This window comes from Aliikangiella maris (genome assembly GCF_040719265.1).
In the GTDB taxonomy this organism is placed as follows: Bacteria; Pseudomonadota; Gammaproteobacteria; order Enterobacterales; family Kangiellaceae; genus Aliikangiella; species Aliikangiella maris.
Genome location: NZ_JBFDAH010000018.1, coordinates 45,716 through 71,803 on the forward strand (window position 1 = coordinate 45,716; position 26,088 = coordinate 71,803).

At 38.8% G+C, this 26,088-nt stretch carries 21 protein-coding genes and 1 other annotated feature; of the genes, 8 read left to right on the forward strand and 13 right to left on the reverse strand.

Going from position 1 to position 26,088, the window contains the following annotated elements:
* Positions 1-50: 50 nt before the first annotated feature.
* The 3 genes from gshA to ABVT42_RS15395 form a co-directional block, all read right to left on the reverse strand.
* Complete coding sequence (gshA, locus tag ABVT42_RS15385; RefSeq protein WP_353896544.1) at positions 51-1,619, reverse strand: glutamate--cysteine ligase; 1,569 nt, start codon at positions 1,617-1,619, stop codon at positions 51-53.
* 417 nt (positions 1,620-2,036) lie between these two features.
* A complete protein-coding gene (locus tag ABVT42_RS15390) occupies positions 2,037-2,432 on the reverse strand; it encodes a DUF2802 domain-containing protein (RefSeq protein WP_353896545.1) in 396 nt (131 codons plus the stop codon).
* Positions 2,433-2,572: 140 nt separating this feature from the next.
* On the reverse strand, positions 2,573-3,073 hold the full coding sequence (locus tag ABVT42_RS15395; protein ID WP_465251063.1) for a chemotaxis protein CheW: 501 nt from the start codon (positions 3,071-3,073) through the stop codon (positions 2,573-2,575).
* Positions 3,074-3,600: 527 nt separating this feature from the next.
* Positions 3,601-3,699 (forward strand) — a sequence feature (Trp leader region).
* 252 nt (positions 3,700-3,951) lie between these two features.
* Between ABVT42_RS15395 and aroF the strand changes: the two genes are divergently transcribed.
* The 7 genes from aroF to trpA all read left to right on the forward strand — a co-directional run bounded on the left by aroF (position 3,952) and on the right by trpA (position 11,865).
* The gene (aroF, locus tag ABVT42_RS15400) at positions 3,952-4,968 is read left to right on the forward strand and encodes a 3-deoxy-7-phosphoheptulonate synthase (protein WP_353896546.1); all 1,017 of its coding nucleotides are present in this window, start codon (positions 3,952-3,954) and stop codon (positions 4,966-4,968) included.
* A gap of 74 nt (positions 4,969-5,042) precedes the next feature.
* Complete coding sequence (locus tag ABVT42_RS15405) at positions 5,043-6,740, forward strand: anthranilate synthase component 1 (RefSeq protein ID WP_353896547.1); 1,698 nt, start codon at positions 5,043-5,045, stop codon at positions 6,738-6,740.
* A gap of 14 nt (positions 6,741-6,754) precedes the next feature.
* Entirely contained in the window at positions 6,755-7,405 is a 651-nt protein-coding gene (locus ABVT42_RS15410) for an aminodeoxychorismate/anthranilate synthase component II (protein ID WP_353896548.1), read from the forward strand.
* 15 nt (positions 7,406-7,420) lie between these two features.
* Entirely contained in the window at positions 7,421-8,443 is a 1,023-nt protein-coding gene (gene trpD, locus ABVT42_RS15415; protein ID WP_353896549.1) for an anthranilate phosphoribosyltransferase, read from the forward strand.
* Positions 8,444-8,447: 4 nt separating this feature from the next.
* Complete coding sequence (gene trpCF / locus ABVT42_RS15420) at positions 8,448-9,812, forward strand: bifunctional indole-3-glycerol-phosphate synthase TrpC/phosphoribosylanthranilate isomerase TrpF (protein ID WP_353896550.1); 1,365 nt, start codon at positions 8,448-8,450, stop codon at positions 9,810-9,812.
* 49 nt (positions 9,813-9,861) lie between these two features.
* Positions 9,862-11,046, forward strand: coding sequence for a tryptophan synthase subunit beta (gene trpB, locus ABVT42_RS15425; RefSeq protein ID WP_353896551.1), 1,185 nt, complete (start codon positions 9,862-9,864; stop codon positions 11,044-11,046).
* 12 nt (positions 11,047-11,058) lie between these two features.
* Complete coding sequence (gene trpA / locus ABVT42_RS15430; protein WP_353896552.1) at positions 11,059-11,865, forward strand: tryptophan synthase subunit alpha; 807 nt, start codon at positions 11,059-11,061, stop codon at positions 11,863-11,865.
* Positions 11,866-12,172: 307 nt separating this feature from the next.
* Here the strand turns inward: trpA and ABVT42_RS15435 are convergent, their stop codons facing one another.
* The 6 genes from ABVT42_RS15435 to ABVT42_RS15460 form a co-directional block, all read right to left on the reverse strand.
* The gene (locus tag ABVT42_RS15435) at positions 12,173-13,339 is read right to left on the reverse strand and encodes a lipase family protein (RefSeq protein ID WP_353896553.1); all 1,167 of its coding nucleotides are present in this window, start codon (positions 13,337-13,339) and stop codon (positions 12,173-12,175) included.
* Positions 13,340-13,366: 27 nt separating this feature from the next.
* Positions 13,367-13,828, reverse strand: coding sequence for a DUF6795 domain-containing protein (locus ABVT42_RS15440; RefSeq protein WP_353896554.1), 462 nt, complete (start codon positions 13,826-13,828; stop codon positions 13,367-13,369).
* A gap of 7 nt (positions 13,829-13,835) precedes the next feature.
* Positions 13,836-14,360, reverse strand: coding sequence for a DUF6795 domain-containing protein (locus tag ABVT42_RS15445; protein WP_353896555.1), 525 nt, complete (start codon positions 14,358-14,360; stop codon positions 13,836-13,838).
* 78 nt (positions 14,361-14,438) lie between these two features.
* Positions 14,439-14,900 (reverse strand): DUF6795 domain-containing protein, encoded by a 462-nt coding sequence (locus ABVT42_RS15450; protein WP_353896556.1) that lies wholly within the window; start codon positions 14,898-14,900, stop codon positions 14,439-14,441.
* Between the two features lie 65 nt (positions 14,901-14,965).
* Entirely contained in the window at positions 14,966-15,430 is a 465-nt protein-coding gene (locus tag ABVT42_RS15455; RefSeq protein ID WP_353896557.1) for a DUF6795 domain-containing protein, read from the reverse strand.
* A gap of 298 nt (positions 15,431-15,728) precedes the next feature.
* On the reverse strand, positions 15,729-16,826 hold the full coding sequence (locus ABVT42_RS15460) for a hypothetical protein (protein ID WP_353896558.1): 1,098 nt from the start codon (positions 16,824-16,826) through the stop codon (positions 15,729-15,731).
* Positions 16,827-17,236: 410 nt separating this feature from the next.
* Here ABVT42_RS15460 and ABVT42_RS15465 point away from each other — a divergent pair, with 410 nt between their 5' ends.
* Positions 17,237-17,911 (forward strand): nitroreductase family protein, encoded by a 675-nt coding sequence (locus ABVT42_RS15465; protein ID WP_353896559.1) that lies wholly within the window; start codon positions 17,237-17,239, stop codon positions 17,909-17,911.
* A gap of 392 nt (positions 17,912-18,303) precedes the next feature.
* On the opposite strand, the gene ABVT42_RS15470 is transcribed toward ABVT42_RS15465, so the two are convergent.
* From ABVT42_RS15470 to purL, 4 genes are all read right to left on the reverse strand, one after another.
* On the reverse strand, positions 18,304-18,873 hold the full coding sequence (locus ABVT42_RS15470) for a MarR family winged helix-turn-helix transcriptional regulator (protein WP_353896560.1): 570 nt from the start codon (positions 18,871-18,873) through the stop codon (positions 18,304-18,306).
* Between the two features lie 123 nt (positions 18,874-18,996).
* Entirely contained in the window at positions 18,997-20,604 is a 1,608-nt protein-coding gene (locus ABVT42_RS15475) for a protein adenylyltransferase SelO (protein ID WP_353896561.1), read from the reverse strand.
* Between the two features lie 16 nt (positions 20,605-20,620).
* Positions 20,621-21,526, reverse strand: a complete 906-nt coding sequence (locus tag ABVT42_RS15480; protein WP_353896562.1) for an ATP-grasp domain-containing protein — start codon at positions 21,524-21,526, stop codon at positions 20,621-20,623.
* A 165-nt stretch (positions 21,527-21,691) separates the two neighbouring features.
* The gene (gene purL, locus ABVT42_RS15485) at positions 21,692-25,585 is read right to left on the reverse strand and encodes a phosphoribosylformylglycinamidine synthase (protein ID WP_353896563.1); all 3,894 of its coding nucleotides are present in this window, start codon (positions 25,583-25,585) and stop codon (positions 21,692-21,694) included.
* Between the last annotated feature and the right edge of the window lie 503 nt (positions 25,586-26,088).

The window sequence follows — 26,088 nt, forward strand, 5'->3', positions numbered from 1 at the left end:
AATCCTCTATTGTTATTGTTTTGCCCCTTAAGGGAAGTTATGTAAGCGGATTACCGATAATAACTTGCCAGAAATTCTTCAAATGATAAAGTATCACCGTCTTCAATCTCCGATTTTCTGGTATGAGATAGTTGAGCTTCCTGCTGATATTGTTTCAATTTATCGGGCGTTAACTGATTTTGTGCGAAATATTTTTTATGTTCGCGTGAAATTTCCATCGCGTAGCCAAAAAAGCTATCTTCACGTTTTTCTATTTGATTGACAATCCGACCAGAAAAAGTACTGTTCAGATCAGATAATTGATGAGTCAAGCGGTTAACTTCTGATTGATGGTCATTCACTTGATAAACTTCGTCGAGTAATTGAGCAACAGGTTTAAGCTGGTTTAAAAGATTACCAGCGAATTCTTGTAGTGATATGCAATGATTATTCAACATTAAATTCAAATCAGGATGACGGCCCTGTCGCACAACTCTTGAAAAATTATCCTGATATTCTGCGGTTTCGCGCAGATTAATTCCTGGCGAATTAGAAAATAAACAAGCAACAAGAAAAGTATCAATCAACGCTATTTGTGATTGAGTGACACCGACGGGAGAAAATGGATTCAGATCGAGAGCTCGGACTTCAATATACTCAACCCCGCGACGCTTGAGCGCTTTAGTGGGTCTTTCACCGGATTGGGTAACACGCTTGGGTCGAATACTGCTATAAAATTCATTTTCGATCTGTAAAATTTTATCTGATAACTGAATATACTCACCATCTTTCTTTACCCCAATCTCGGCGTAGTAAGGATCAGGAGTCGAAATGGCCGACTCTAGTCCCTGAATATATTCTGCAAGTGAGTTGTAACTGATATTCAAACGGCTTTGCGCTTTATTCTGATACCCCAAATCACTCATACGCAGTGAAGTGGCGTGTCGACCATAGCGCGTACCTGGTGACAACACATCCAAATCAATATTACGTACCTTTAAAAAACTTTCACATAACGCTGGCGATGCACCATAAAATAATGGAATCAACCAAGAATATCTTAAATAGTTGCGAATCAGCCCCATATATTTTTCAGAGACAAAAGTCTGAAAATCAAGCGTATTAGCTTGTTGCGAGTTTTGTTGTTGATAAAGTGCTTGCCAGAAAGAGTCTGGCAATGAAAAATTATAATGAACACCGGCAATAGTTTGCATAAAACGACCATAACGATATCCTAAGCCGATTCGATAAATCTCTTTCATCTGTCCGCTATTTGAGCGGCCATAACGTGCAATTGGAATATCTTTTTCTTCGCCCATTGAACACGGCATACTCAAAGGCCATAACAACTCATCTTGTAAAAATTGATGGGTAAACTGATGGATTTCTGTCAGTTCTTCAATAGGACGGGTTCGTTCTGCCGTTGCTTTAGTAATAAACTCAGGCAAGGCTTCTGAATAATCTGTAGTAATGTGCGGATTGGTGAGTGTTGCGCCGAGTTCCACTGGATGGGCTTTTGGTGACAAACGCCCCTGTGGCGTAATCCTTAAACTTTCTTTTTCGATTCCTCGTTTTATCCCAGGCAAATGCTCAGCTAGTGATTGAACAATAGAAAAATCAGGTATTTCTAACGGTTGCATATCTTCTCGCTATATCAGACCTTTCTGGCCAACAGAATTGTCAATCAGCAGGTACTACAATGGATAGCTAAGTTTGCGGCTTAGCGCCCTTTGGGTCAAGTATTGGAATATTAATTGTTGCTAATTATTGAATATAAAGCCTGCCTGATTATAAAAAAAATCTATATCTAGTAATAATGTGAGGTCATTCAAAATAAATTGCAAAAAAGATTTCTTCCCCAAAATAGTTCAATAAAAACTCAAAATAAAAGTAAAAAAACCTACATTTTATTGCTCGCTATAAATTATTAGGATATCGGATATGGCAGATAGGTTTAAATTAGATATAACTTTCTAAAAACAGTTAAATAGGCCGGTTTAACAGACTAGCTCAATAGTAACGGAAAACCTTTGTATAAAAATTTAATGGTTGTGGTTTTAATGTGAGTGGGTAGGTGCAGAATTACGCATGATTGCCAGCAATTCGGCTTCTGCCGGAGAAATATCAAATGCTTCAACAACTTCATCAATCGATGCCCCACGTGAAAGTAGCAATCCAGCTTGTTCAAAACTGCGCGATGATGTTTGATGCTGCTCTTGCTGTTTGTCGAAATAGCGATTCTCAACATTAGCCATATTTTGAACAACACGCTGTATTTCGCGCCCCATCCCTAAATGACCACTGTTAATCGCTCGCATCTCATTTTCTAATCGATTAACCGACTGATGCAAGTGAGTGATTTTACGATTGAGTTTAACGATATAAAAAGCAATGGCTGCACTAACGATTAGCGTGCCACTGATAATTAAAATTTCGATTAATGATGAAAACACAAAATCACTCTTCCTATCTATATTTACTATGCATCTGCTTACTATGCTTCTATTTACTATATTCCAGGTTGACTAGATTTTTGATTAAAAATAATACCTCTAAAACTAAAAGAGAGTTACTAATCACCGTCCAACAAAAATTAATAATCAAGAAAATCAAGCTCATCCCATTCTTCTTCGCCTAGTAATTTATTTAAATCAACCAAAATTAAAAGTTCTTCACCTCGGTGCGAAACCCCTTGAATAAATTTAGCGGATTCATCATTGCCAACATTTGGCGTCGATTCGATTTCCGACTCTTTCAAATAAACCACTTCGGCAACAGCATCAACCAAGATACCGATAACCTGATGATTAGTTTCAATAATCACAATCCGAGTGTTGTCGGTTAATTCAATAGGTTGCAAACCAAATCGTTGGCAAGTATCGATAACTGTAACGACATTACCGCGCAAATTAATGATCCCCAACACATAAGGCGGCGCCCCGGGAACCGGCGCAATATCGGTAAACCGCAATACCTCTTGAACCTGCATAACGTTAATGCCGTAAGTTTCGTTCGATAATCGAAAAGTGACCCACTGTAAGACAGCATCGTCATCACTATCGCTATTTGTCAAAATCTTGTCATCTGCACTCACAACCAAAGATTCCTATAAATTGTCAGATTATTGTCGGATTTACGCTTATTGGTCCGTTTTAGTTGATAAGGCATATTTCATACCAATTTCTCAAGGTCAGAGGACTTGTAGTGGTGATGAAAAAGCTCCTATCAAAAAATCTGCTGTTTAAAGACCGAATAGCAACATTCAGGCAGGCAAATTGCCTAAGCATAACAAACACATGAGCATTGCGTAGCCATACAGTATAACTATAGCCAATTTTGAAAAAGTTGCGCTTTTTAATCGATAAATCATAATAATTAGCTATACCAAAAAATTGACGCTTGACAAAGACTCACTAAATCAATTAACTTGCTTCCTAACGAAGTGTTAGTGTTTATTTAGGTAAGACACTATTATTTAAGCGACATTTAATTAATGTAAAGCATAACACTTGTACAATTAATACTAATTAACTGAAAAATTAAGCCATGAACCCAAAACAGCCAATACAACAAAATCAATCAAACAGCCTTCATGCTGTTGAAGTTGTATTAGTTAATGGTCAATGGTGGTGGCGTCACTCACTTTAGTGGGTTATTGCCTGTTGATTAATTAAGTAAAAGAATCAAAGCAAAGCCCGCATTAAACGCGGGCTTTTTTTTAACCAAACGAAAATATTTTTATTGTATATTAAACAACTAACGGATACAGACAATTAAGCATGAATCAATCAATCCAAAATAATGCGCAAGTCGCAATCAGCCTGGGTAACTGGTGGTGGAACTCATTAAATTGAGTGGGTTCGATTGTGCTTAAAAAGCTAAACAAAACCCGCTCTAACCAAGCGGGTTTTTTATTATTCAACTAACAACAATGACTTTAAAATTAACTACTGAGAAATATAGGATAAACCAATGATTATTGTACTAAAGCCAGAAGCAACTGAGACTGATGCTAAAGAAATCTTAAACCAGATTGAATCAGTTAATCTTAAACCACTCTATATGCCAGGTACTGAGCGCATTGTTTTAGGCGCACTCGGGGATGAAAGAGTTCTGCACAACCTGAATATTGCTGCCCACCCTATGGTCGAAAACGTCAAACCCATTTTAAGTACCTATAAACAAGTCAGTCGCGAAATGCAAAGCCATGATACTCAGGTCAACTTTGGTCGTAATACGATTGGTGGCGGTACATTTACAGTAATCGCTGGTCCGTGTGCGGTTGAGAGCAAAGAACAAATGTTTAAGTCTGCAGAAATCGTCAAAAAATATGGTGCCGTTGGAATACGTGGCGGTGCATTTAAGCCGCGTACTTCACCTTATAGTTTTCAGGGACTGGAAGAAGAAGGGTTAAAAATCTTAAAAGAAACTTCTGCCGAATATGGACTGCCCTGTGTAACTGAAATTATCGATGCAGGACATGTTGAAATGATGGAGTCTTACGTTGATGCTTTTCAAATTGGCGCGCGCAACATGCAAAACTTCAAGCTGTTAAAAGCGGTGGGACAATCTCAAAAACCGACAATTTTAAAACGTGGTATGTCTGCCACTATCGAAGAATTATTACTTGCTGCCGAATATATTTATAACGAAGGAAATAAAAACGTGATTATTTGCGAACGAGGCATTCGCACCTATGAAAAAGCAACCCGCAACACGCTCGACCTAAATGCAGTTGCGTATATTAAAACCAAAAGTCATTTGCCTGTTATTGTTGATCCATCTCATGGTACAGGTATTAGAGAACTTGTTGCTCCTATGGCAAAAGCAGCCGTTGCATGTGGCGCAGATGGCGTTATTGTTGAAGTTCACTATAATCCACAAATTGCCCTCTCAGATGGTCAACAATCATTAGATGAAAATCATTTTGCCAAATTGATGAGCGAACTTAATCCTTTTGTGCAAGCCGCAGGTAAAGTATTAGTTTAGCTAACACGATTAAACGACAATAAAATAACTTAACAGCAACAAACTTTAACGGATAATAATTAAGACAACCGATTATGAATGACGCATTAAATACCGATTCACCTTCAAAGGATAAGACAACAAACCGTCAATCCAACCCGCACTTACAACCGGGCAAGGTAAACACGATCAGCAAAGCGATTGATATTAATCTGGAGCCTGTTGCTTTATTTAAAGCACTTAATCAGATTAGCCCATTAAATAATGCTGTATTACTTGAATCCAGCGAAATTGAATCAAAGAAAAATGTTAAAAGCATTTTAATGTTACAGGCTGCCATTAGAATTGAGTGTCACGGTCAACAAGTTAAGTTTGTTGCTTTAACTACGAATGGTCAAAATGCATTAGATCACATAGCTCACTTATTAAAAACTCAAGCGATTCTTACCGAGTATGATTTGCAATCAGTGAATCAACAGACAGGTCAAGCATCTGCCTTAAATCAACTTATCATTCGTTATCCAACCCATGAAGGTTATCTCGATGAAGATAGCAGGCTTAAACAAGCAAACGCAATCGATGCGTTGCGTACTGTACAAAATGCATTTAAATCAGCAATAGCAAATGAATATTCAGTTTTTCTAACGGGGTTATTTGCTTTCGACTTTATTGCAAATTTTGAACGCTTACCTGAACTCAGTGAACAAGCAGATGATTGTCCCGATTATGTATTTTATCTTGCTGAATCACTACTGGTATTTGATCACAGACTCAATCAAAACCGCTTATTCAGTAACCACTTTTCAGGCAAAGATGGTGAAAAGACCTATTTTGAAATGTCTCGCTCTTTCGAAAATATCGAACAGAAAATCCACCAATTAAAACTCGATAAGCCATTTTGCTTAAGTGCAAGTTCAAGCCAACTAGACTTTTCATCAGTTAATGTTGACATACCAAATGCTGAATATGAAAAAACAGTTGAAGCGTTAAAACAACACATTATTCAAGGGGATATTTTTCAAGTAGTCCCATCAAGAACCTTCTCGCTTTCGTGCCACTCCCCCATTAACAGTTACCTTACACTTAAACACACTAATCCAAGTCCTTATATGTTTTACATGCAAGATCAGGATTTTATTTTATTTGGTGCATCACCAGAAAGTTCATTAAAGTTTTGTCATGAAACCCGAAGCGTAGAACTCTATCCGATTGCAGGCACCAGACCTCGAGGTAGACTTACCGATCATGAAATTGATCTGGATCTCGATGCACGCATCGAAGCTGAACTTAAACTGGATCAAAAGGAAGTTTCTGAACATATGATGCTGGTTGATCTGGCACGCAACGATATCGCTAGAATAGCAGAATCAGGTACAACATATGTACCACGTTTATTAGAAGTCGATCGATATTCACAGGTAATGCATCTGGTTTCTTGTGTCAGAGGTACACTGCGCAGCGATCTGGATGCCTTACACGCCTATCAAGCCTGTATGAATATGGGAACATTAACCGGCGCTCCCAAAATAAAAGCAACTCAATTGATTCGCCAGGTTGAAGGTAAACGCCGAGGCAGTTATGGCGGTGCTGTCGGTTATTTAAATGGGCGTGGCGATATGGATAGTTGCATTGTCATCCGTTCTGCTTTTTATAAAAATGGTACAGCTTACATCCAAGCTGGCGCGGGTATTGTTTATGATTCAGTTCCAGCCAGTGAAGCCAAAGAAACCGAAAATAAAGCGGCTGCTGTCATTCGAGCAATACTGTTAGCCAATCAACAAGCCAGTCTGTGACAGGAAAATTTCATATGAAAAAGCCGTTAACTCTAATCATGATCGATAACTATGATTCATTTACTTATAATCTGGTTAATCAGTTTCGCCTACTTGAAACTCAAGTGGTTGTTTATCGCAATGACACACCAATCGAACAAATTTTTAATCGTAAAAATATCAATGCTTTTAATAACGAGAATTCAGTCATTGTAATTTCACCGGGGCCGGGTAACCCAGATAGCGCCGGAAACTCTCTTGCAATCATTGAGCAATTTGCAGGAAAAATTCCTATTCTCGGCATTTGTCTCGGACATCAAGCAATTGTACAACACTTTGGCGGTAAGGTTGTTCAAGCCAAACAAATTATTCATGGGAAAGCCGATAATATTTTTTACCAGCCTCACCCAGTTTTTACTGATTTACCCAATCCGTTTCGCGCTGCCAGATACCACTCACTAGTCGGCAGTCAATTACCAGAATGTTTATCAGTTATTGCGCAAACAGAAGATGAAGTGATGGCAGTACAACACCGAGACTTAAAAATACTTGGCTATCAATTTCACCCCGAGTCAGTATTAACCACATTTGGCAGTCAATTACTCAAAGCTTCGTTAGACTGGTTAACATCATCTGCGCAATCTAGTCAGCGATTGCCCCAATCAACAGTCAGCGTTTCAAATTAAATTCAGGGGTTATTTATGCAAAATTTAATCGATTTACAAGAAAAACTATTTCAACAGCAGGATTTAACACAACAAGAATCTGCTGACTTATTTACACAACTGATTTCAGGAAATGTTGATCCTATTTTAATTAGTGCTTATCTGGTTGCACTAAAACTAAAAGGAGAAAAGCCATCTGAAGTTGCTGGTGCAGCGGCTGCATTAAGACAAAATGCGAATCCCTTTAATAAACCGAACTATTTTACCGCTGACAGCTGCGGAACTGGTGGTAGTGGAAAACACACTATTAATATTTCTACCGCAGTTGCTATTTTAGCTGCCACTTTTGACTTAAAAATGGTGAAACATGGGAACCGCTCAATCTCTAGCAAATGTGGCTCAGCAGACGTACTGGAACAACTGGGTGTTAAAATCGACATGTCACCAACTATCGCCAGACGCTGCCTGGACGAAGTGGGTGTCACCTTTTTGTTTGCCCCACTCTATCATACCGCGGTCAAACATGTTATGCCTGTTAGAAACACACTAAAAACACGTACCATCTTTAACCTTTTAGGCCCGCTAATTAATCCAGCCAACCCCGAATTTCAATTAATGGGCGTCTATTCACCAGAATATTGTTTTGCCGCAGCCGAATCACTTCGTCTTTCAGGTTGTCACAATGCAATGGTTGTACATAGTTCTGGATGTGATGAAATTACTCTCGCAGGTACAACCCATGTCGCTGAACTCAAAGCCGGTAACATCATAGAATACCAGTTAACGCCTGAAGATTTTGGATTACCAGAAGTGCCATTAAGTGCTTTGGTTGGTGGTTCTCCCGCAGAAAATGCACAAAATTTTGTTGATATTTTACAAGGCAAAGCACACCAAGATATTTTAAATACGGTTTGCGCTAATGCAGGAGCATTGTTTTATTTATCAGGAAAAAGTCAATCACTCAAACAGGGTGTGACTGATGCACAAAGCCTCATTACCAAAGGCGAAGCCTATACAACTTTACTTTCATTGGCTAAAGTCAGCCAAAGTGAGGAATAAAGCAATGAAAAATGTATTAGCTGAAATTGTACAACACAAAGTACAAGAAGTTGCAGAGCGAAAAATTACACGCCCTTTAAGTGAATTTAAATCCCAGCTTGAACCATCGGCACGCAGTTTCTTTGATGCTTTATCGAATGAACAAGCTGATTTTATTTTAGAATGTAAAAAAGCGTCACCATCCAAAGGATTAATCAGAGAAGATTTCGACCTAGATTATATTTTGTCGCAATATCAAGACTATGCCAGTGCCGTTTCGGTATTAACTGACAAACGCTATTTTCAAGGTGATTTCAGTTATCTTAGTAAAGCCTCTCAAGTCCTTAATGTTCCGGTATTATGTAAAGACTTTTTTATTGATACTTATCAAGTTTACGAAGCTCGCTCATATGGCGCAGATGCAATTTTACTCATGTTATCAGTACTTGATGATGCTCAATATCAAACACTTTCAGAAGTTGCACAATCGCTTAACCTGGATGTATTAACAGAAATCCATGATGAAGCAGAGTTGGAGCGAGCACTGGCATTAAACGCAAAAATTATTGGTATTAATAATCGTGATTTAAAAAGTCTGACGATTGATTTAGCAGTTACAGAAAAACTGGCACCTAAAATTTCATCTGATCGAATTATTATTTCAGAGTCAGGTATTGAAACACATGCCGACGTTAAGCGGCTATCGCCATTAGTCAACGGCTTTTTAGTTGGCTCAAGCATCATGGCACAGCAAGACATTCGTTCGCACTGTAAAGCGCTAATATTTGGCCGCGTAAAAATTTGTGGATTAACCAAAGTAGATGATGCTCAAATGGTAGATCAATGTGGCGGATATTATGGTGGCTTTATTTTCTACCCTAAATCACCGCGCAATATCAATCTGTCAACCGCTCAATTAATAACACAAGCGGCGCCTTTAAATTACGTTGGTGTCTTCGTTAACGCCGATATTGCTTTAATTTGTAATTATGTTGAACAATTAAATTTATATGCCGTACAACTACACGGTGAAGAAAATGCCGATTATATTACAAAATTAAAACAGCAACTACCTAACACCCCCATCTGGAAAGCAGAGCGAGTTGGTGAAAATATTAATTTTACACCACACCCTGACATAACGCTGTATTTGCTAGATGCCTATTCGCCACTTGCACAAGGCGGCACAGGTCACCAGTTTAATTGGCAGCTTTTAGACAATTTAAATACCCAATCAATTATTCTTGCTGGTGGCATTAATCCAGAAAACGTCAATGAAGCAATGGCACAAAACACCTATGCTATTGATTTAAGCTCTGGTGTTGAAAGTTCACCAGGAATAAAAAATCACGCTTTGATTAAGCGTATTTTTGATCAATTACATGCTTAATCATGAATAAAATATTCGTTAAACTTAAACTGAGAACAGGCAATTACACATGACTATACTCAATCGATACTTTGGTGAATTTGGCGGTATGTTTGTTCCCGAACTACTCGTTCCAGCGCTGCTACAACTCGAAGAAGCATTCGACAAAACCAGTAAAGATCCAGACTTTGTTCAGGAATTTAAATCACTCTTGAAAAATTATGCGGGCAGACCAACACCGCTTACCTTAACCAGAAATTTTTCACCCAACAAAAACGTAAAAATTTATCTGAAAAGAGAAGATTTATTACACGGTGGTGCCCATAAAACCAATCAGGTTATTGGCCAGGCATTACTCGCCAAATACATGGGCAAAACAGAAATCATTGCAGAAACCGGTGCGGGCCAACATGGCGTTGCCACTGCAATAGCTTGTGCACTGCTTGGACTCAAATGCCGTATTTATATGGGCAAAGTTGACTGCGAACGCCAACAACCCAATGTGTTTCGAATGGAGTTAATGGGTGCAACGGTTATTCCAGTAACCGCCGGTAGCGGAACGCTCAAAGATGCCGTAAATGAAGCACTGCGAGACTGGTCAGCAACTTATCAAAACACTCACTACTTATTGGGTACAGCCGCAGGCCCACACCCCTTCCCCACCATTGTTAGAGAATTCCAAAAAATGATTGGCGAAGAAGTTCATTCACAAATTATTGAAGCGGAAGGCAGACTGCCCGATTACGCAATTGCTTGTGTTGGTGGTGGCTCCAATGCCATTGGCCTTTTTACCGAATTTCTCGATAAAGAATCTGTTAAATTAATCGGTGTCGAAGCTGGCGGTAAAGGCCTCGACACACACCATCATGGTGCAACACTGGTCAAAGGCACTAAAGGCATTTTACATGGGTCACATACTTTCATTATGCAAAATGAAGATGGCCAAATTGAAGAATCTTATTCGATTTCAGCAGGACTCGATTACCCAGCCGTTGGCCCACAACATGCCTATTTAAAAGAGTCTGGTCGCGCAGAATATGTTGCAATTACCGACAGCGAAGCAATTGCCGCATTTAAGCGATTATCAATGAGCGAAGGCATTATTCCTGCACTGGAATCTTCTCATGCACTAGCTTATGCCACTAAACTTGCCGACCAGGTTGCTGATGGTTCAATTATCGTGGTTAACTTATCTGGACGCGGCGACAAAGACTTAAGTCACGTACGTCAAGTTTTACAACAACAGCAACAATAAGGAATGGTATTCATGACTCAACGATATCAACAATGTTTTGAACAGTTAAAAGCAAAACAGCAAGGCGCTTTTGTTCCTTTTGTCATGCTGGGTGATCCCACACTGGAAATCAGTTTACAAATTATCAAAACCCTTATTGATAATGGTGCTGACGCTTTAGAATTGGGTATTCCTTTTTCCGACCCAATTGCCGATGGTCCAGTCATTCAGGCAGCAGCTATTCGCGCTTTAGATAATGGCGCAACAGTGGCGCGTTGCTTTGATTTAATTAAGCAAGTTCGTGCTGAATATCATGATATTCCAATCGGTTTGCTGGTTTATGCTAATCTGGTTGCAGGCCATTCGATAGATCATTTTTATCAACAAGCACAAGATGCTGGAGTTGATTCGGTATTGGTAGCCGACGTCCCGATTATTGAAGCAGAACCCTTTATTCAATCGGCCAAGGCTCATCAGATTCAACCCATATTTATTGCCACCCCTAATGCTGATAATAACACCCTAAAATCAGTCGCAAAACTAGGTGAGGGATATACTTACTTACTCAGTCGAGCAGGCGTAACGGGTACAGATGTAAAAGCGGAAATGCCTATCCAACAAATCATTTCGGCATTGCGCGATTTTGCAGCCCCACCGAGTTTACTCGGCTTTGGTATTTCACAGCCGGAACAAGTGAAAAAGGCAATTGAGTCAGGTGCCGATGGGGCAATTAGTGGTTCAGCTGTTGTTAAAATTATCGAAGCACACCATGCAACGCCCGATAAACTTTATGTAGAGTTAGCGGAATTTATTCAACAAATGAAGGCGGCAACAATCTAGCGGCATATTATCATAAGACTTTTTTGTGGCAACGCACTTTTGCAGTAACACATTAATGCTTAATCATTAATAAATTATGGCATAATCGCCTGGGTTATTTTTTTCTGGCTTATAATTCAATTACTCGTACTTGTTTAATCATACCAGTTGAATGATAACCGGCTAAATTACAACCCCATCAATTATGCCATTCTCTTTTCAATCAGACATTTGCTTTTGCAGCAGCAAATGTGAATAAATACTCTTGAATAAATACTCTTAAAATTATCTTGAGCTAATAGTCGCGAGTAACCCCTTTGACTTAACTCTAATGTGCGGCGTTCATTGCCAATCGAGCCATACCATTTAATAACCGAATTAAAGTGCGAAAAGCATGATAAATTGAAGCAAGGGTTAAAGTCGGTAACGCCAAGCCAGAATAACCACATATTCTTAACACATAGCTAACAATTTTGGCGACTAGTCCTTTATTTTCGGTAGAAACATGCGCCGCTTTATCTAATAAATAAGAAATCTGATCTAAAGGTGTCATGACGCCCATTCCTGCCGTAATAAATGCCTGAAAACTGAGCTTAAATACTTTACGCGACATATAATTGAGAGCCACATTTAAAATCGATAATTTGGCTAATGAAAGACCACCGCCACCGGCATTTTCCATCGCCTTTACCCAACCTTGATAACGACTATTCCAGGTTGGATGCGGACGCTTTAAATCAAGCCATGTTTTTCCACTCACACTCTTTGCATATTGCAGCATTGAATGTTTCATTGGATTAAAAGCAAATCCATCACAACCAATATAGCACTCTCCAGTAGGTAACGGCACATGTACAAACGGCCATAACGGCAGCATAGCTACCGGATCACTGGAATGATAAACACGATGAATATTATCTTTACCCAATAAACGATGGCTACTGAGTTTTTGCGCAAAGCCCTGGGTGCCCACGCGTGGGCAACCAAACGTATAAAGTACCGTTTGTGTAGCTTGGCTGCTATGTATAATACTGTCAGCTGCTAGTGTCGCGAGCGCGCCACCTAAGCTATGCCCAACACAATGAATCACCTCGGGGCGGTGTATGCTAATAAAGCGGTGAATATTACTTTTAAATGAGGCAAAGTTTCTGACAAAACCACTATGCGCAACCGAACCCGTCCCCGTACCACGTGGTGATGGATTAAGATCGGTAAGTACGTCCTGAAAAGTAGCAGTGCCACGACAAGCTAATAATGCTTGATTTTCAAATCGGCCTTTGCCCATTGCCAAAACGCCAAAGCCAATTGAGGTTTTAAAGCCGAAGGCCCCCGCTTTTCCAGAAAATAATTCACTACTATTATGATCCGACCTAAATAACTCCGAAATTTCATATTCTTGATATACACTAAATAAATCATTACTTCCCCTAAATTCGTATGCCGTTCGTGCTGCATTTGCTGCTTCGTTCGGTTTTAGTAATGTTTTTACCATCATCTAACTCCTTAATTATTCAAATAGATATTAATCTTTAGTTTTAACACCTAAAATAGTTGCTATTCCTCGAAATAAACGACTAACTTCTATACCCAACATTATTCTTTGCTGCTTCTCTTCAGGTTCAAGCCAATTGCAATTCACTTCGATAGGTGTCATTTTTGCATCCTCTTCATAGGCAATTTCACAGCCATGACATAAACAATCTTTTGTTAATTTCCACGCCAATTTTTCTTCGCTTTGATATTCGATTCTAATTTCTTGAAATGAACGCGGCTCCATAAATGGACGAAAAATCCAGATTTTCATCGGTGAAAATTCAAATTGTCCGTCATCATCAGTAATCGTATAATCTTTATGAACTTTATCAGTAGCTAGATCATGTGCGGTTCGAATCAACTTTGCCCCCACCAACGGTGTACCATTATCATGCACCCGCCCCTTAACCGCAGAAAACAAATAAAACTGAAAATAATCTAAAAAAGCCATCTATCATTTACCTAAATACTTGTACTAATTTTATATTAAAATATATCATTTTTAATACTGCTACCGTTTTGGTTGTTGTTGCGTTTTTTTCTAAAATAGTAGCAATACCAAAACTAACAGCATATACTTTTCTTTCCTTAATAATTTTTTGCTTTTTATCTTCCGAGTTTTTCCAATCACAATCTATTTCAATAGGTATCATCTTTGCATCTTCTTCGTATGCTATTTCTCCATAATGATGTAAGTTATGCTTAGTCATATCCCAAGCCAACTTTTTAATACCTTTATATTCAACCTCTATCTTTTGAAATACGAGAGGCTCTAATAAAAGTCGAAAACCCCAGATTTTTATGAATGAAAGCTCAAATTGCCCTTCACTATCGGTATAAGCATAATCTGTATAAGTTTTACCATTAAATGCATCCTGCGCTGTGCGAGTGAGTTTAGCCCCCACCAACGGCGTACCATTATCATGCACCCGCCCCTTAACCGCAGAAAACAAATAAAACTGGAAATATTTAAAAAAATTCATGCCATATTTATTTCTTACTAACAAAACCACATTATTTTTATTGATTCGTATGCAACATACGCCGCCCAACCATTCGAACTAATCTTTATTTTTAACATTTAAAATAGTAGCAAAACCTAATAGCAAAGTCGTTGCATCAATACTCAAAAGGATTTTTTGAATCTTATTTTCAGAAGAGCTCCAGTTACAATCTACTTCAATCGGTGTTGTTTTAGCTTTATGACTAAAAGCAATTTCACAGCCATGCGTAAAGTCTCGTTTTGTCATTTCCCAAGCTAATTTTTCTTTTCCTTGATATCTAACTTTTATTTCTTGAAATGAACGAGGTTCAATAAATGGTCGAAATATCCAAATTTTTATCGGTGCAAACTCAAAATAACCGTCGTCATTGGTATAAGCATAATCTGTATAAGTTTTACTATTAAATGCATCTTGCGCTGTACGAGTGAGTTTAGCCCCCACCAACGGCGTACCATTATCATGCACCCGCCCCTTAACCGCAGAAAACAAATAAAACTGAAAGTAATCTAAAAAAGCCATTTTTCTTTTATTTATAAAATCAAAAAATTAGTATCTTTATTACTCATCATATTGCTAATATTATTTCAATTTATTTTCATCGGCACACCTAATAATGTTCCTATACCTATAAAATATTTTGAAACTATTTTCTTTTTTATAATACTTTGCTTTTTATCTTCAGAATTTTGCCAATTGCAATCAACTTCAACTGGTGTCATTTTTGCGTCTTCTTGGTAAGCAATTTCACAACCATGACATAAACATCCCTTTGTTAACTTCCATGCCAGCTTTTCTTCACTTCGATATTCGATTCTAATTTCTTGAAATGAGCGTGGCTCCATGAAAGGACGAAAGATCCAGATTTTCATCGGTAGAAATTCAAATTGTCCGTCATCATCAGTAATCGCATAATCTGTATAAGTTTTACCATTAAATGCATCCTGCGCTGTTCGAGTGAGTTTAGCCCCCACCAACGGCGTACCATTATCATGCACCCGTCCCTTAACCGCAGAAAACAAATAAAACTGAAAGTAATCTAAAAAAGCCATAGCAAAGTTATCAGACTAAAAGCCAATTAAGTGATATTAAGTATAATAAAAGAAGGGCGTTAATCAGTAATCAAAGAAAAGAAAGACAGCTACAACAATAGCAAAAGTAATAACTATAAAAAGTCCAGTTGTATCCCGATTCCATTGAGATTAATCCCTCATTTTAAAAATCCTCTGAATAAGTATTTATTTATATGCTATTAAGTAAACTGGTACGAGCTTACGCGAATCAAACATAAAAAAATAAGAAATGGTTCACAAAATAGCATAGTTTCGGTTAATGAAATATGTTAATGACTTAGTCTTCAAAACGAATTTCAAATCGAAAAATAACGCCCGGCGTCATTTGCTTACGAATTTCGCCAGGAAGTGGTTTCCAACGCACTTCTGGTTCTATTTCTAAATATAACCACTTTACCGGTAACTGACGTCGATAGCGTATTGCCACTCGATATTCATCAATTTCATACTCAGCTTGCGTTTTTCCCTTGACAGAAAAGTCATATGAAGTCCAGCTTTCGGCTGCGGCATGATTAATAATTGAAAATTGACTGCGCCACTCATTGCCTTCACTTTTTTCAGCTCTTAATATTGAATACTTCCAGCGCATTAAATTATTTGTATCCATAATTTTATCCATCTCTAATTTAAATCGACTGCCATAACCCAGTGAGTCTTGCCAAAAGACAGAGGTTTCATTTTTTAATAATAAAGATGGCGTTTGCAATAATCGATAGACATGACGAGCGCGAACAAAAGGTTCAACACCAGAAGTAATACCTATTCGCATATCATAACTGGAACGCTTATTTGCAACCGCTTCATAATTTAATGCGGCCGATGATTTTTCTTCTTTACCTTGGGTATTAAGCCAGCTATCAAGGCTATCTTGTGAGCCATCAACAATACTTTCATCTTGTTCTGAAAAAATTAAGCTCAATCGCTTATTAATTTTTGGCAGATGAACTTTGGCTTTTAATTTAGCAGAAAAATCCATCGTATTGGTTTTCTGCCAATGCGATTGACTAACTAACCTTAAGTAATCATAGCTGGCTCTGTCTAACGCTTCACTTTGTCCAAAAAATTGATCAATAAAGTTAGCAAATTCAACCGCCGATTGATAAATAACTTCACGACTATCTTGTTCTTCTCGTTGCTTTTGCTGTTGTTCATCTTGCTGTTTGCTTTGCGGTTTGACGACGGTTGCCTGATTATTTATTAGCACAGTTTCAGCATGATTTTCTGCTCGCTTAATCTGTTTTTGCTCAGCAAGTTTTCTATCCTCAAAACCGTTACCACTATTAATAAAGTCAGTTTGCACCGATGACTCATACGTCCATCCAGTCAAAGGAAAAACGATAGAGATAATCCATAAAACAAATAATCTGTTTATCAAGCCTAATTTTTTCCTACTTTTAAAGTTATTCATATTGTTAATTTAAACGTTTTTCAAAGTAACGACTTTGTCCATCTTAAAACGGGTTAAGTTGCCATTTTGTTAAACCACAACCTGGTCAATTTAAGCTTCAATATCTATGCGCTTTAACATTCATTTACGTCATATGAGTTTCAGCGTTCAACCGACTTTGCTTTACCGACTCATTAACCTACCCTATTTTTCGCTTTCCTTACCATTTGTCTGCTAGCATCAAGTCAAATCGGCCAAAATATAGTTGATTTATTATTATTGCTTATGCAACAATATGCTAGATAGTTGAATTGGCCAATTCCTGGCTTTGCGCACAAAATAAACAGCTAGAAACAATAATAACTAAATTAATGAAATAATAAACATAAGGGTAAGCCATGCAAGAACATGACTCAAGAGCACTGCCTGATTATATTGAATATCCACCGCAAGAAATGCTGCAACGCTCTGCTAATTTTTATCAGGAAATAAAACGCCGTCATACTGTTCGAGAATTCTCTGATCGACCGGTTGAAAAAAGTATTATTGAAAACTGTATTAAAGCCGCTGGAACAGCACCAAGCGGTGCTAACCATCAACCCTGGCATTTTTGTGTGATTAGTAATCCACAAATTAAATCAGCTATTCGTGAAGCCGCAGAAAAAGAAGAAGTAGCTTTTTATGAGGGACGCGCGGGAGAGGAATGGTTAGATGCACTTAATCCATTGGGTACCGATGCCCACAAGCCTTATTTAGATAAAGCGCCTTATTTGATTGCAATTTTTGCTCAACAGCGCGGAGGTGTGAGCGTTGAAGATGATCGCAAAAATTATTATGTGCGTGAATCTGTTGGCATAGCGACCGGATTTTTAATTAATGCACTCCATGCCAGCGGTCTGGCAACACTAACCCATACGCCAAAACCAATGACATTTTTAAATGATATTTGTCAAAGACCAAAATCAGAGAAAGCTTATATTTTGTTAGTAACCGGTTATCCGGCAGAAAGTGCAACCGTGCCAGAACATGCCTTAATCAAAAAATCACTTGATGAAATCGCCAGTTTTATATAACTGAATAAGGTAATTTTGATAAATTAATCTAAAGAACAATTAGTCAAGTAAATACGCCGTTTGTTAAAAGACTAATTGTTCTTAGTTTTTTAAAACCAATGCAGATGCTTATTTTATAATCTACAACGGCTTTGATACTTTATTTGACTTTACTAATGCTTTGCTTACTTAAGTTTACTATTTTTAATGATTAACTTTTAAACAACATATCAAGTCGCTGAATACCCCACAGTTGAAATAACAACAATTTTGTCAACAAGGTTAAACAAAAGCATCTAGGTAGTACTCTCAATTAAAGTTATATAAGGCTTTTGCAACAAAAATACAGTTTCTTTAAACTTCATTCAAAAGCGATAAATAAACACAAGCAAAAAAATTTCATTATTAATCTCTTAGCCACGCTTTGACCAACGAATAATTTCTTTTTGATCTGCAGGAATCGTTCTGCCTTTTTCTAATTCTTTTATTGCAGTTGCAGCTAACATACTCTCAGCTTTATCTTCAATTTTTGCTAGCAGCTCCATCAGCAATGCTTTTTCATCTTCATTAATCGCAGCTTCTAAAATTTTTGTGCGCCGATTAATTACTTCACATAGTTGTTGATAAACCGCTTTTCCAGTATCAGTAAGCACTAAAAACTTAACCTTTTTATTCGACTCATCTTGCATGACATCAATCATTTTTAAATTTTTTAAAACTTTTACGGCGCGGCTAATCGTGTATGAGTCAAGTCTGGATTGATAGGCAATATCAGCAGCTTTTATTGGCATATACGAACCAATGTTTAGAATAACTCGTAGTTCGCGCGGATCGAGCTCGACAATTTCACGAATAGCTAAGTCTCGATTAAGTTGCAGTAAGTTGCTTACCACCGCAATTTGAAAAGGTAAGTGTTCGTACAGATCTAGCGGATCATTTATTTTGTCTGTCAAAACAAATGCCTGTTTTCTGTTTCGTATCATTCGATATTTTTGCATATTTAAATGGTTGCTCTTGGTTATTTTTGGTTGATTGTTTAATGTTTTTATTATTTTTCCTTTTATTATTCTATTTATTGAAAGATAAAATCAAGCATTTGTTAATAATCAAGAGCTACAAGAGAGCATCGAGCACCCTGCTTTTTGTTTTGCCCAGTCAGGTCTCTTTTTCGCATAAGCAACATTTTCCGGTTGTTCATCATATGGCTTTTGCATTATTTTTAGCAACTTTTCAATTTCAGAGTAATCACCATTGGCTGCTTTATCGATTGCTTGTTGCGCCAAATAATTGCGTAAAACAAACTTGGGATTAACCTGATTCATTTGCGTCTGGCGTTGTTCATCAGTTATAGGCTGTTGATTTATTTGTTTAATATAGCCGCGCATCCACTCATTTAAAGATTCAAGGGCATTGTCTTTAAAATGTATTGGCTGATAAATAGCTGCCTCGAAAAAATCCATCCAGTTAGCATGATTGTCTGTAAAAGACTCATCCATATTTTGACTAATCCCTGACAGCAGGCGAAAGAAAATCGTCATATCTATTTCTGAAAGCGTTAATATATCCAACAGTTGAGAAATGAGTTCACTTTGTTGTTTATGCTCAACAGCTTGCTCCGCAACCACTGATAAACCTAGTTTTTGGCAATACATCGAGTGTGAAAGTTGCGTATATAAGACGCCAAATTCTTGTAATGCTTCTTCTAACGCATCGGCTCTGCCAATGACAGGGGCGATTGCGTTGGCTAATTGAAATAGGTTCCATTGTGCAATGCCAGGTTGATTGCCAAAACTATAGCGACGCCCTTTGGCATCAGTGGTATTTGGAGTCCACTGTGGATCGTAGTTTTCAAGCCAGCCATAAGGTCCATAATCAATCGTTAACCCCAAAATAGACATATTGTCAGTATTCATTACACCATGAACAAAGCCAACTCTCATCCAGTTAACAATCATCTGCAAAGTTAACTGACAGATTTCACGAAACCATTGCTCATAAACTTCTATGTCTGGCGCTCCCAAATGTGGAAAATCGTAGGAAATTGTATAATCCATTAATTGCTTAAGTAATGATTGTTCTTGTCTGGCAGCAAGGATTTGAAAATTACCAAAACGCACAAATGACGGTGCAACTCGGCAAACAATCGCTCCAGGTTCTTGTTGAGGATTGCCATCGTAAAACATATCTCGCCATACTTGCTCTCCGCTGAGCATTAAACTTAATGCACGAGTAGTAGGCACACCTAAATAATACATGGCTTCACTACACAGAAATTCTCTGACAGATGAGCGCAGTACAGCCAGCCCATCAGCCGTTCGAGAATAAGGAGTCAAGCCAGCACCCTTTAATTGCAACGTTTGATTTTTACCGTGAATATCGACAACTTCTGCCAGATTAATCGCGCGACCATCGCCTAACTGTCCAGCCCAATGACCGAACTGATGACCGCCATAACACATGGCGTAAGATTTCATTTGAGGTAATAATTGATTACCCGAGAACGCCTGTAAAAACCACTCACTTTGGGTTTCAGTGATACTCATCCCCAATAATTCAACAACATCAGGAGAGACACTGATTAATTGTGGATTACAGACCTGAGTTGGTTTTACCCACGAAAAACAGGCTCCACTTACTTGCCGCACAAAATTGGATGTTTCGCTATCGGCTGGTAATTGTTGAGTAAATCGGTTGTTAAATTTTAAAGAAGACATAGGCAATATGACCTGTTTAGGAAGAGATATGTAAATTAATATTTGGCGACGAATGACTACGATTAAAACGACGTTCCATTGCTTCAACAAAACGTATTGTCGCATTTGGATCCAAATTAAAGTACAGCGACGGTTCAATGAGTTCGGCTTCCATTAGCGCAAACTTGTTTTGCCAGCGTACAAAATCTAATCTTGCATATAAAGGGATTTCAGGTAATAAAGCCATCACTTGTTCAGCTTGTTTTAAAAGGCTTTCATCTGGTGTTATCAGCGATAACTGTCCACCATGCTCTTCCTGAACGCGAAAATCATTCGCCTTTGGTTTTTTTAATACGCCATGACTAAATTGATTGTCAAAGAAAAATAATGAGAACTCCCCTTCTGCAATAATATTTGCCGCAAAGGGCTGAACCATAAAAGGTCTTTGATAAAATATTTTTTGAAATTGTTTTTCACTATTTTTAGCAGAGTTAACATCGATACGAAAAGTATCAATCGCTCCGAGACTGACACAGGGCTTGATGACGATTTCATCTGTTTGAAATTGTTCAAAACACATTGTCAAATTGGCCTGACTAAAACAGTCAAACCACAAGGTAGGTATAATGGGTATTTGCTGCTCAGCCAATTGTCTTAAGTAATGTTTATTGATATTCCACGCCACTAGTGAAAGACTATTTTCTAATCTAGCACGAGAAGCATCAATAAGTTTTAAAGTTGCTAAAAATGCAGCAATATCCTGCTGATAATCCCAAGTAGAACGAATAATCACTTGATCAAAGCGAGACCAGTTGACGTTCGTTTGACGCCAGGAAATAACCTCATACTGCCAGCCGGCATTTGTTAGTGGCGTAAATAACAAATCATCGTATACACAATGGTTTGATAAATCATCCATTGATAATATCGCACAAGATTTCATTGACACTCCTATTTGCATTTTAAAAATTTACTTATCACTTATTACTTATCACTTATTACTTATTACTTATTACTTATTACTTATCACCAGCAATAAAATATTTATTTTTCTCCATAACAAAAAAGCCGAACTAAACAGCTCGGCTTTGGCAACATTCCTGCAGTGTTATCCAACCCACACTCTGGCATTTCGAAACATTCTGGTCCAAGGGCCATCTTCACCCCATTCAGCTGGAGCGTAAGAGTTTTGCACCGTGCGTGCTACCCGCTCAGGATGTGGCATCATAATGGTCACTCGGCCATTTTCATTAGTCAGTCCGGTAATACCAAACAATGAGCCATTAGGATTACTTGGGTAATGTGTTGCAGTTTGACCATAATTATCAATAAATCGCACTGTGACCAATCCCGACTGGTTGGCAGCTTGAGCAGTTTGTTCATTGTCATACTCTGCCCGCCCTTCGCCATGAGAAACAGCAATAGGAATTCGAGAACCTTCCATGCCACGCATAAATATTGATGGACTAGGCATCACTTCAACCATTGAAAAACGCGCTTCAAACTGTTCTGATGCGTTTCTGACAAAATGCGGCCAATGTGATGTGCCAGGAATAATACTGCGCAGATTTGACAACATTTGACAACCATTACAAATGCCCAATGCAAAAGTGTCTTCACGCTCAAAGAACCGGGTGAATGCTGTTTTCAATTGTTCATTAAATAAAATAGATTTTGCCCAGCCTTCACCTGCGCCAAGTACATCACCATAAGAAAATCCGCCACAGGCAACTAAACCAATAAAGTCATCAAGATTTACTCGGTTAGCCATTAAATCGCTCATATGAACATCGATAGCATTAAACCCTGATTTAAGCAATACCGCGGCCATTTCCAGATGGCTGTTAACGCCTTGCTCACGTAATACTGCTACTTTAGGTTTATTTGTAAGATTCAAATAAGGAGCCGCAATATCTTCAGCAGTATCAAATGTCAGCTGAGGATTAATTCCCGGATTATCCGCATCGAGTCGTAGTTCCTTTTCTTCTTGCGCGCATTGCGGATTATCACGCAATGCTTGCATTTGATAGGTCGTTTCAGACCATACCGCTCTTAAATCCATTAACTTTCGCTCAATCCAGGTGCGGTTTGAATGAGTCACTTTAACACTTAGCTTTTCATTAGGCTGACCAATAATAAATGATTCATCTGCCAATCCAAATTGTTCAAGCGTTTGCATCACTTTCTCGCTATGCTTTTTATTCACTTGAATGACACAACCAAGCTCTTCATTAAACAAGACAGATAACGCATCATTAGCCAATGCCGATAAATCAATTGATAACCCACAGTGGCCGGCAAATGCCATTTCAATTAATGTTGTTACTAATCCGCCATCAGAACGATCATGATAAGCCAAAAGCATATTTTCGTTATTTAGATGTTGAATCGCTCGGAAAAACTGAGTCAGTTTTTCTGCCGAGTTAACATCCGCACTCTCACTGCCAAGTTGACCAAAAACTTGTGCCAGTGCCGTAGCACCAAGGCGGTTTTTACCTTGTCCCAGATCGATAAAGATCAGCTGCGAATCAATCCCGGTTTTTAATTGCGGTGTCAGTGTTTTACGAATATCGGTAACCGGCGCAAAAGCGCTGACAATCAACGAAAGCGGCGCAGTTACGCTTTTTTCTTGCTCGCCATCTTGCCAGACAGTACGCATCGACATGGAGTCTTTTCCAACTGGAATTGCAATACCTAGTTTTGGACATAAATCAATACCAACCGCTTCGACCGCTTCGTAAAGGCCAGCATCTTCACCAGGCGCCCCGCACGCAGCCATCCAGTTTGCTGATAGTCGAATCATGCTAATTTTATCAATTTTGCTGGCAGCAATATTGGTAATGGCTTCAGCAACTGCCATGCGCGCTGAAGCGGCATAGTTTAAATTGGCAATTGGTGTACGCTCGCCCATTGCCATCGCTTCACCTGTGGTCGAATTTAAGCTGGACGCCGTAACCGCACAATCGGCAACTGGCACTTGCCACGGTCCCACCATCTGATCACGATGGGATAATCCACCAACAGTTCGATCGCCAATCGTGATTAAAAATGTTTTATCTGCAACCGCAGGCAAACTGAGTACGCGATTGAGGACCTCCTCAATTTCTGCATCAATGGCCAGTTCATGACCGATAACCTTGGTTGAGCTAACATCACGGTGCATTTTAGGTGGTTTGCCGAATAACACATCCATCGGTAAATCAACAGGTTGATTTTCAAAATGTTCATCATTCAACGTTAGATGTTTTGCCTCTGTCGCTTCACCTAAAACAGCAAACGGGCATCTTTCACGCTGACAAATGGCTTCAAATTGCGCGAGTTTTTCAGGTGAAACTGCCAATACATAGCGTTCTTGCGACTCATTACACCAGATTTCCAGAGGGCTCATGCCTGGTTCATCATTGGGAACCCGACGCAATTCAAATTGCCCTCCACGGCCACCATCATGTACCAGTTCGGGGACAGCATTAGATAAGCCGCCAGCCCCAATATCATGAATAAATTCGATCGGATTATCCTGTCCCATTGCCCAGCAAGTATCAATAACTTCCTGACAACGACGTTCCATTTCGGGGTTTTCTCTTTGGACCGAAGCAAAGTCCAAGTTTTCATCACTGGTTCCACTAGCCATTGAAGAGGCAGCACCACCGCCTAATCCAATCAGCATAGCCGGCCCGCCTAGCACAATGACATGATAACCGGGTTCGATGGCGGCTTTTTGTACATGTTGTTCGCGAATATTGCCTAGTCCACCCGCAATCATGATGGGCTTATGGTAGCCCCTGACTTGCGAGCCATAATCAAACTCAACAGCTTGTTCGTAAGTACGAAAATAACCACATAAATTAGGTCGCCCAAACTCATTATTGAATGCCGCACCACCTAACGGACCGTGCACCATAATATCAAGCGCCGAAACAATTCTTTCAGGTTTGCCGTAAGTGTTTTCCCAAGGCTGGCTAAAACCGGGAATTTCAAGATTGGATACACTGAAACCGGTTAATCCCGCTTTTGGTTTACCGCCTCGCCCGGTAGCACCTTCGTCACGAATTTCGCCACCAGAACCGGTTGAAGCCCCAGGAAAAGGAGAAATTGCTGTTGGGTGATTATGTGTTTCCACTTTCATTAAAATATGAATCGGCTCAACATGATAGTGGTATTCACCTGAATCCTGCTCTGCCCATAGCCGGGGCTGGTTGAACCCTTCAATTACGGCGGCATTATCTTTATAAGCCGATAATACGCCATCGGGTGAAACTTTGTGCGTATTACGAATCATGCCAAATAGTGAGTTTTCTTTTTGCTGGCTATCAATTGTCCAGCTAGCATTAAAAATCTTATGTCGGCAATGTTCAGAATTTGCCTGCGCAAACATCATCAGCTCCACATCAGAGGGATTGCGTTGCAGTTCAGTGAACCTTTCCACCAAATAAACAATTTCATCATCTGCCAGTGCCAATCCCAAACTTTGGTTAGCCGCTTCAAGCGCAACCTGCCCGCCACCTAAAATATCAACACTTGTCATTTCTGCAGGTTGAGCACGCTCAAATAAAACTTCAGCTTCTTTAAGTGCCGCAAAAATACTTTCCATCATTCGATCATGGATTAAAGGGAATAATTGCTGCATATCACTTTCGGACAAATCCTGACCTTCGACATCCTGGCAATACCAGCTGACGCCTCGTTCGATTCGATTAATTTCGTGTAACCCACAGTTATGCGCAATATCCGTCGCTTTTGACGACCAAGGTGAAATAGTTCCTCGGCGTGGTGTCACTAATGCAAAAGCACCTTTTGTTTCTTTTATGGTTTTACGTGAGCCATAAGTCAACAATTGCTTAAGTACAGCTAGTTTTTCATCAGGCAATTCTTGGTTAAGGTCGGCGAAATGGACATATTCAGCATAAACTTGACCCAAATGAGGGAGTATTTTTTGGCCATTTTCGAGTAATTTTTGACTTCTAAATTCAGATAATGCGGGTGCACCACGAAGAATAAGCATAAATATTCAAACTCAGGGGGGTTATCAATCAAGGCGCAATAATACGCTAAATCTTAAGAATAATGTACCCAAAAATCATTAAAAAGCGGGCAAATTAGGCGGGCCAGTTGAATCTTCGCCAGCTAAAGAACAATTATTGATAACATCAATTAAATCAAATATTGATTGTTTATATATCTGCCTTAGCTAACCGAGCTACAGGCCGCGAAATCACTAACTTTTCTCACACTCATCAATTTGCAGACATATTTTTTTTACAAATTTGCCGTTTTTTGGAACTTGCTAAACGCAGATTAAACAACGATAATCGTTTAAAGTGTTTTAAAATCAATCAATTGTCTGGATATTGATGGATAACGAATTTACCGTTAGTAATTAACCACCAACTCTCTCAAATAGCATCTACCAATTCCAACTAACTTTATGATTTTTAAAACGAATGCAATTTTACTGCGGTTATTTTATTAATATCGACACTGACACTAATGAATAACTTTTGAGCA